Origin of the sequence: Paraburkholderia sp., from assembly GCF_035501035.1 — a bacterium.
Lineage (GTDB): Bacteria > Pseudomonadota > Gammaproteobacteria > Burkholderiales > Burkholderiaceae > Paraburkholderia.
The window spans coordinates 1-8,734 of sequence record NZ_DATJWR010000175.1 but is presented as its reverse complement, the minus strand read 5'-3'; the positions used below and the strand labels follow the sequence as shown (position 1 = coordinate 8,734).

Annotated in this window: 7 protein-coding genes and 2 pseudogenes; 6 read left to right on the top strand and 3 right to left on the bottom strand. The window is 60.0% G+C overall.

What is annotated here, in order from left to right; genetic code table 11:
- The 5 genes from VMJ11_RS12275 to VMJ11_RS12255 all read left to right on the top strand — a co-directional run.
- Nucleotides 1–230 (top strand): hypothetical protein (locus VMJ11_RS12275; RefSeq protein ID WP_325619677.1); only part of this gene is annotated, 230 nt, incomplete at its 5' end.
- Between the two features lie 339 nt (nucleotides 231–569).
- Nucleotides 570–968, top strand: coding sequence for an OsmC family protein (locus tag VMJ11_RS12270; protein WP_325619679.1), 399 nt, complete (start codon nucleotides 570–572; stop codon nucleotides 966–968).
- A 517-nt stretch (nucleotides 969–1,485) separates the two neighbouring features.
- A complete protein-coding gene (locus VMJ11_RS12265; protein ID WP_325619676.1) occupies nucleotides 1,486–2,865 on the top strand; it encodes an FAD-containing oxidoreductase in 1,380 nt (459 codons plus the stop codon).
- Between the two features lie 103 nt (nucleotides 2,866–2,968).
- On the top strand, nucleotides 2,969–3,808 hold the full coding sequence (locus VMJ11_RS12260) for an enoyl-CoA hydratase/isomerase family protein (protein ID WP_325619675.1): 840 nt from the start codon (nucleotides 2,969–2,971) through the stop codon (nucleotides 3,806–3,808).
- Complete coding sequence (locus VMJ11_RS12255) at nucleotides 3,805–4,572, top strand: VOC family protein (protein ID WP_325619674.1); 768 nt, start codon at nucleotides 3,805–3,807, stop codon at nucleotides 4,570–4,572. The genes VMJ11_RS12260 and VMJ11_RS12255 overlap by 4 nt, the downstream gene beginning before the upstream one ends.
- Nucleotide 4,573: 1 nt before the next feature.
- Here the strand turns inward: VMJ11_RS12255 and VMJ11_RS12250 are convergent.
- Nucleotides 4,574–5,430: pseudogene (locus VMJ11_RS12250) on the bottom strand (IS630 family transposase).
- A 14-nt stretch (nucleotides 5,431–5,444) separates the two neighbouring features.
- Here VMJ11_RS12250 and VMJ11_RS12245 point away from each other — a divergent pair.
- On the top strand, nucleotides 5,445–6,215 hold the full coding sequence (locus tag VMJ11_RS12245; RefSeq protein WP_325619673.1) for a hypothetical protein: 771 nt from the start codon (nucleotides 5,445–5,447) through the stop codon (nucleotides 6,213–6,215).
- Nucleotides 6,216–6,418: 203 nt separating this feature from the next.
- Here the strand turns inward: VMJ11_RS12245 and VMJ11_RS12240 are convergent, their stop codons facing one another.
- Together VMJ11_RS12240 and VMJ11_RS12235 are read right to left on the bottom strand one after the other, a co-directional pair.
- Nucleotides 6,419–8,050: an FAD-dependent oxidoreductase gene (locus VMJ11_RS12240; RefSeq protein WP_325619672.1), complete on the bottom strand. Its 1,632-nt coding sequence runs from the start codon at nucleotides 8,048–8,050 to the stop codon at nucleotides 6,419–6,421.
- A 398-nt stretch (nucleotides 8,051–8,448) separates the two neighbouring features.
- Nucleotides 8,449–8,734: pseudogene (locus VMJ11_RS12235) on the bottom strand (hypothetical protein); the annotation flags it as partial.

Sequence of the window (8,734 nt, the reverse complement as noted above, 5' to 3'; positions counted from 1 at the left end):
CTGCACGTCGTAGACAAGATCAGACATTTCAGTACTCCACTCAGAAAGTGCGCGCGATCAGGTTCGCGTCGGGCAATCCGTACCGGACTGCTTTTGTTGGACGATTTGTGACGCCTCATGCGTCACATCGAGTGAGCCAAGCATATAACTATGATAATCATATCGTCAAGATCAATATTGCTCTACGGCTGACTTTCGTCCAGTCTTCAGAGCTGACTATCCGCGTGTGAACGCGTAGCAGTTGTCGAACGCCGCCATCGATTGGACGATGACGTATCGGACTACACTACGATGGAGGCGGAGACGTTGCAGAGCTTTGCAAATAGGGATGCACCGATAGCGACAGCACGCTGTTCAATGCAGGGTTCTGATTCACGCCTATTGAAATTCATATGCAATTAAGTCTTATCCGCTTGATGCCAGGGATATCTTTGTGCATCTAGCTCTACGCTGCACGATTTGCTATGAATAACATAGTTATTTAATTACAGCTCCTGTCCGCGCATCGGAGGAATCCCATCACGGAAAAGATCGAGAAATTCCTCGCCACCGGCAACAGCCACGCCACGATCAATCACGCCACCAATAGCCAGCGTGGTGGGCAACGCACGCTCGACCTCAAGCTATCAGCATCCGGCGTTGAAAGTCTCGAGTTCATCGCCACCGAGCTGCACCCGAGAGCGGAGCAATTGTTTGCGGGCGCGTGGTCGGCCTGTTACGCCACAGTGTTCGGGAAGGTGGCTGCACTGAAGAAAATCACGCTGCCGCCGGACTACTCCGTGGACATCCAGCCAAGCATTGGATCAGCCGGTAAGGCGTATTGTCTCGCCGCTGAGTTCACCGTCCGCGTGCCGGGTATGGCAACGGAAGTCGTCGAAGAACTCGTGCAGTTGGCCCATCAGACCTGCCCGTATTCGAAATCGGTGCACGGCAACATCGAGGTCAAGACGGACATCGTCACGGCGTGACCAGATAAGGCGCCTGTCTCAGATCCCAGAGACCGTCGTCCTTCAAAATCCGGAGGCATCACTCCATGCTGAAAGGATTTTTGTAACGAGGCCGACCTACAATATGTCGAAGGTCAAAGGGATCGGGCGTTGCCAGCGTAGGGTTACATTGCGCGTCATGTTGTTGTCGATGGCGTGTGCCCAATGCCAAAGCACTTTGTCGGCGGTTATGTGCGGATGTTCAAGCCGGAGAGACGCGGCAACGGCGCCAGGGCCGAAAATCGGTGCGACCTGCTCCACGCCGTGGGCTGGATATGAATGAGGCGTCACGCGAGTTCATCCGGCCTCGCACACCACATCCGAATCGTTTCGCTAAGCGTTGCTCTCGTCAATCTCAACGGCCGCCTTACAAAGCAGGCATCCGGAGGTCCACATGAACAGCGCTGCAGTCGAGACCCCGAACCCTCGCGGCCGCGATTGCGGGCACAGGTTCTGGTTCGGCCAATGCAACACATCCCCCTGAAATGAGAGGACACCCATGACTGGTGATTTCGACGCAATCATCATCGGCGCCGGGCAGGCCGGTCCATCCCTTGCAGGCCGGCTGAGCGATGCCGGAATGACTGTCGCGCTAGTCGAGCGCAAGTATTTCGGGGGAACCTGCGTGAACACCGGTTGCATGCCGACCAAGACGCTCGTCGCCAGCGCTTATGCCGCCCACCTCGCGCGGCGCGGCGCTGAATATGGTGTCGTGCTCGATGGGTCCGTCCGCATCGACATGACGCGCGTGAAGGCGCGCGCGGACGAGGTCACGCGCAACGCACGCGCAGGCGTCGAGCGCTGGCTGCGCGGCATGAAAGGGGTCACTGTGCTGCAGGGCGCCGCGCGCTTCGAGTCGCCGGACACGCTTATGGTGGGTGACGAGCGCCTCCGCGCGCCGCGCATCTTCATCAATGTCGGTGGACGCGCCATCGTCCCGGATTTGCCGGGCATTGATCGCGTGAGTACCTTGACCAATACGTCGATGCTCGCGCTCGACCACCTGCCCGAGCATCTGATCGTAATCGGCGGCAGCTATATCGGCTTGGAATTCGCCCAGATGTACCGAAGATTCGGCGCGCGGGTGACCGTCGTCGAGCAATCTCCGCGCCTCGTCATGCGCGAAGACGAAGAGGTCTCGGCTACGATCCGGGAGATCCTCGAGGGCGAGGGCATTACCGTGCGGACCGGTGCCCAGTGCATTCGCCTCGCCCCGCACGCGGCAGGCGTAGCGGTCGGGGTCAACTGCACGGCCGGCGAACCGGAGATCGTGGGCAGCCACGTCCTCCTCGCCGTGGGGCGCCGGCCCAACACGGACGACCTCGGACTCGACAAGGCCGGTGTCACTACCGACCCGCGCGGCTACATTCGCGTCGACGATCAACTCGCGACCAACGTACGCGGCATCTGGGCGCTCGGCGATTGCAACGGCCGTGGTGCCTTCACGCACACGGCCTACAACGACTTCGAGATCGTTGCGGCCAATCTGCTCGATGGCGCGGCGCGACGGGTGAGCCAGCGGATCCCGACCTATGCCCTGTTTATCGATCCGCCGCTCGGGCGTGCCGGCATCACCGAGACCGAGGCACGGGCGAGCGGGCGGCCGCTGCTGGTTGGTCACCGACCCATGACACGCGTCGGGCGCGCCGTCGAGAGGGGCGAGACCAAGGGCTTCATGAAGGTGGTGGTCGACGCGCAGACGTTAAAAATCCTCGGTGCGGCCATTTTAGGCACCAGCGGCGACGAAGCGATCCACGGCATCCTCGACGTGATGAGCACCGGCATGCCGTACACGACCCTCCAGCAGACAGTCCAGATACACCCGACTGTATCTGAACTCATCCCGACCATGCTCGGAGAGATGAAGGCTGTTTCTTGAAGCGACTTAACCGCTTAGTAGAGGGCCCCGACCTTCAATCGGCCGGGACCCGGGGTCACCGTCAACGCAACGCTCGTCTACCCATTGCCTCAGGAGAAACACCATGCCTGACCCCTCGCAGTTCGACATCGACCGCACCTACCCGGGACGCTGGACAGTCACCTTCAACAATCCGCCGATCAACATGTTTGTTCCGACGACGATCGTCGAAATGGGCGCACTAATGACCGACCTCGAGGCGGACCCGTCCGTGAAAGTTGTTGTTTTCCAGTCGGCGAATCCCGATTTTTTCGTCGCCCATCTCGACGTAGCCAAGGCCGCTGAACAGCCCGAGGTGTTGGGCATTTGGCGTGACGTCGTGCTGCGCCTGTCGTCCACACCGGTCGTGAGCGTTGCCAAGATTCGCGGTCGCGCGCGCGGCATCGGCAACGAGTTCGTGCTCGCCTGCGACATGCGCTTCGCCAGCCGGCAAAGTGCCCTGTTCGGCAACCCCGAGGTCGGCGTCGGTCTGGTTCCAGCCGGCGGAGCGCTGGAATGGCTCCCGCGCCTGGTCGGCCGCTCGCGGACACTCGAGATTGTCCTCAGCGCCGACGATTTCGATGCTGACATTGCCGAACGCTATGGCTGGGTGAACCGCACTCTGGACGATGACGAACTCGACGCCTTTGTCGATGCGCTAGCTGCGCGACTGGCCTCGTTCGACAGAGAAACACTCGGAGCGGCGAAAACCCAGGTCAATCGGTTCGGAACGCCGACGAGCGATGAACTCCAGTCGAGCATCGACCTGTTCTTCCCGGCCCTGGCTTCGCCAAGCGGGCAGGCACGCCGCGCGAAGCTCCGTGGTCTGGCCTACGGAGTTCCGAGCGACTTCGAAATGAACTTCGGCAAGTACTTGCCTTTGCTCGGGCGGCCGGCCGACGACGGCGCGGCGCCAAAGGGATGAGCCGCTCGACGCAATTGGCGCTGCGGCCGCTGGCGGCGCGCCGTAAGCGCATTACCACGCCTGGATTACCTAATCGTAAGGAGCTTGACATGAGCAATGGACAGACGGGCGGCGAACCTGCGACGGAGAACGGACGAGCGGGACCGGTCGATATGAAGCTCGAGGTAATCGTCATTCCCGTGTCGGATGTCGATCGGGCCAAAAAGTTCTATGCCGCGTTAGGTTGGCGGCTCGACGTTGATATGGCGAAGGACGAACACTTCCGGATCGTGCACTTCACGCCGCCGGGATCGCAATGCTCGGTCCTTTTCGGCAAGGGTGTCACAACAGAGGAGCCTGGATCAGTACAGGGACTGCATCTCATTGTGTCTGACATAGAGGCTGTGCGCGCAGAGCTTGTTAGTCGTGGCGTCGACGTGAGTGAAATCTTCCACGACGTCGGCGGCGTATTCCACCATGCCGGCGAAGAAGGACGCGTGAGTGGCACGCACCCTACGCGGAACAGCTACGGTTCTTTTGCTTCGTTCAACGACCCCGATGGGAACGGCTGGGTTTTCCAGGAAGTGACCACACGGCGGCCAGGTCGGGTCGACCCGCACGCCCCCTCATTCTCTTCGGCAATGGACCTGGCGAGCGCGCTTCGCCGTGCCGCCGCAGCACACGGTGAACACGAGAAGCTGACTGGCCAACACGATGAGAATTGGCCGGACTGGTACGCCGAATTCATCGTCCGAGAACGGACCGGCGAACAACTGCCGACATGAACTAGTCGGTTGAACCGGATGAATTGCACCGGATTCGCCGCGATGGATCGGAGTACTTCCATTTCAATGGGAGCGCCTGCTTATTGTATTGACGGATGTACCGCATGAGCTTTTTGTCGAGATCTTTGGTGCTGGTGAATACGCCACGCGCAATGACGTCGCGCTGGATGCGGGCAAACCAGTTCTCCACCTGATTCAGCCATGACGAATACGTGGGCGTGTAATGAACAGGCTCAAGGTTCCGTTGCGTTTGTATTCGAAGCCATGACTCTGTGCGCGCCCGGGCGAGAGTGGCAACATCCGGTCCTTGCGATCCAGCGCCTGAATGGCCGTCTTCTCGTCCACGCAGAACACCACCGCGTGCAACGGCGGATTGAGGTACAACCCGATCACATCGGCGGCCTTGGTCTCAAAGTCAGGATCGTTCGACACCATGTGCGTATCGAGACGATGTGGCCGAATGTCGTGCTTGCGCCAGATACGTTGCACGGTCATGAAAGCCATGCCCAGCTGTGCCGCCAGTTTGCGGCTACTCCAGTGCGTCGAGCCGTCGGCCGGCTTGCGTCGCAGCGTGTAGTCCAGCACTCTCGCTTCAAGGCCCGCCAGGTCAGGTCGCGGCGCCCGGCCAGGATGTCTGCCGTACAGGCCAGCCAAACGCTCACGGGTGAAACGCGTTTGCCACGTTGTGATGAAACGCGAATCGCAGCGCAATTCGCTCATGATCGCCGCACGCGAGGCGCCTTCGTCAAGCAGCAGGATCAACCGCGCACGCCTTACCTGGCCAACGGCCATGGTGCGGCTGCGCTGCATCGACATCAGCTCTTCGCGCTCGGTTTCACTCAGATTCATTTTGCCCATGCACGATTAGATCAGTGCAATTTCAATGGTTCAATGAACTAGTCACACATGACCCGGGCGAAGCGCTGCGCATCGCCGACCGGATCGCGGTGTTGCGCGACGGCGAGATCGTTCAGCTGGGCACGCCGCAAGAGCTGCTCGCGCATCCCGCCGATGCGGGTGTTGCGGACTTCTTCGCCGACCATGTTGGGATTGGCGCTGTTGCATCGCCTGAAATCAAACGCGATGCTATTCCCGAGACACCCATTGTCGCCGTCGATCCGTCGGCCCCTGCAACACTCGAAGCACCCCGCACTCGGTTCTCCATTCTGCGCTCCGCATTGCTCGGTCCCGTCGCATTTGCGGAGCGTGGACACGTCGGCGCCTTCTGGGCGTGCTTGCTGATCGAGTTCGCGACGGTTGCGTGGTGCGGTATGGAATGGCGTGCCGGCGTGGTGCCGCTGACCCTCGTCGCCGCGCTGGTGTGGGTTGCAAGTCGTGGCATTGCGGCTCGCAATGCAATGTACGCCGCGCCTTCACAGCGCTCGAGCTGGCTGGCGCCGCTGCTACTGTTGCTCGCCGCAGACGTACTCGTGGGCGCGCATGCGCTCGGTTCGAATCTGGGCCCGTTCACCGCGTTCCCGGCGAGCCTCAAGATCGCATCGGCGATCTCCGATTCGATCGACCGGGTCATCGACTGGGCGCAGGTATCGTTTGAAGCCTTTTTCTTCGCCTGCATCGTCGTGGTGGTGCGCTCCGTAGTCGATGCAATTGAGTTTGGCGATAATCCTTCCAGCGAAACGTGACGTGCTGATCGGTCTGACTGATGAGGCGATTGTCCGCCAACTCCAGCGGAGGCTTCATCGCGGTTCAGGTGTGGTCAGCCGGCGGTTCGGATGAATCCTGCGGGGACCTCGACGGAAACCGGTCGAAAGGGCTGTTCGTCACGCAGATCGTGCTGGTCGCGACCTTCAGATAACGCAAATGTGCTGCAGCACATTTGACCTATCTACATGTCGGCTAGCACCTGATGCACCATGTGGACGACGATCGAACCCTCTCCAACCGCAGCTGCGACTCGTTTGACATTTCCTGATCGCGCATCGCCTACCGCGAATACACCGGGAAGGCTGGTCTCAAGCATGTAAGGCCGCCTCGCAAGTGGCCATGGCCGTGGTGGCAGTACGTCGTCCAGATCCGTTCCTGTCAACACGAAGCCACGCGAATCGAGAGACAGGCAGCCGGCAAGCCACCCCGTTTTCGGTGAGGCACCCGCCATGACGAAGACATGTCGCACGGCCTGTGTCGTCACCTCGCCCGTGGTCTTGTCGCGCCACGACACTTCCTCAAGATGGTCGCCGCCGACCAGGTTGACGAGTTCACTGTCGAAATGAATCTGAATGAGGGGATTTTCTTCGATGCGTCGAATCAGATATCGCGACATCGTTGCCGCGAGCCCTGCTGACCTGACCAACATCCGCACGCCCTTCGTGTTCTGGGCGAGAAATACGGCCGCCTGTCCGGCAGAGTTGCCGCCCCCGATAACGATCGCCGGTTCGCCGCGACACAGTTGACCTTCCATGAACGTGGCATTGTAGTAAATGCCGCAACCAGCAAACCGATCGATGTTGGGCAGCGCAGGCTGGTTATAGGTGGCGCCCGTCGCAAGCACGATCGAACGGGCCCGTATCTGTTGGCCATCATCGAGCGTAATTCGGTACGGCCGCTCGTCGCAGTTTAGGCTTTGGACCGTACGCGCCACCATGATCTTTGCGCCGAACTTCTCCGATTGCGCGATCGCGCTGTTCGCAAGCTCCTGACCAGAAAGGCCAGTCGGAAAACCGAGGTAGTTTTCGATGCGAGAACTGGAACCGGCCTGTCCGCCGGGCGCTGTGCGTTCGATGACCAGCACATCGAGGCCTTCTGATGCCGCATACACCGCCGCGGCCAGCCCTGCTGGACCCGCGCCGACAACTACGATGTCACGCACCTGCGACGTGTCGATATTCGAGTTGAAGCCCAGCGCGTGTGCAAGTTCCCGTGTTGATGGGCTTCTGAGTATCTGTTCCCCGTTGCAAATGACGATAGGGACGTCATCGCTGGATACCTGGAAACGATCGAGCAGTTCCTGCGAACCATGGTCGGTGTCGAGATCCACATAAGCGAACGGGTGTCCGTCACGGGTCAGAAATTCTCGTAGTGCAAGCGTCCGTGCCGAATAGCGCGAGCCAAGCATGAGCACATTGGTGCGACCGTGGCTGGACATGGAAAGGCGCCGCGCCAGAAACGTCCTCATGAAGATTTCGCTCAACTCCGCGTCTTTGCTGATCAACGTTCGCAGGTTTTCCGCGCTCAACTCCAGCAGGCGTGATGCCTCGACGGCCTGACACCGGTAGATGGAACGCCTGCCTGCGATCATCAGCAACTCGCCCGAAAACTGACCGGGGTCATAAAGCGCTACAGTATCTTCGACGCCGCCAGCCATCGAGACGATCCTGATCTTGCCCTCGATCACGACATATACGGGAGGCGTGTCATCGTTTGGGTTATAGAGCACGTCGCCTGCAGCCACCTGTCGTGGCTTCGCAAGCACGCGCACGCGTTCGAGTTGAGATTCGGTGAGGGTTGGAGCGTAAGCCATGACAACCTCGAGTCCGCTAGGCGAAGAACGCTTTGGCGATGGAGTGGTTGTTGGCTTCACTCATGCTCTCCCCCATCAGCAAAATGCCTGGTCTACCCGCATTGCAATGGTAGATCGCAGCCGAAGCGCGCACTAATAAAACGCTAAAATTTGCTGCTGACACGGATTGCCCATCGCTGTAAGAACCCTCGATAAAAGGGTTAGAGTCCAGAATGGCGGTTATGGCGATGAAAGACGTGGCGCCGGTAGACTACTGCGCCTTTCGCGGAATTGTCATTCAATTGCCTGGTTGACTCCAGAACCGGTCGTCGCATTGCCCCATGGCAACGCGAAAAGATTTCCTGGACACCAAAGGTAGTAGCTAGCGAATGCGCAGGCGGTGTGCCGTGTGTCAGGCACTATTCGTCGTCGGCATCATCATGCTGGCGATGTTTCCAGCCCTTGTGCCGGCCGTTGTCGTGCCATTGCCGACGGTCCCAGTACTCACCCTCATATCCGCGGCCGTAGGCAACGGGCGCTTGTGCGTACACAAGCGGAGGCCCTTCATACACACCCGGAGGCGCCGCGTACACGACCGGGGCCGCTTCGACGACGACGCCTGCCCGCACTTCATCCACAGGAACCTGTTGCACCGAACGGCGGCGATTCTGCTTGGCGAAATCGTCCCCGGAACCGGGCCAAACT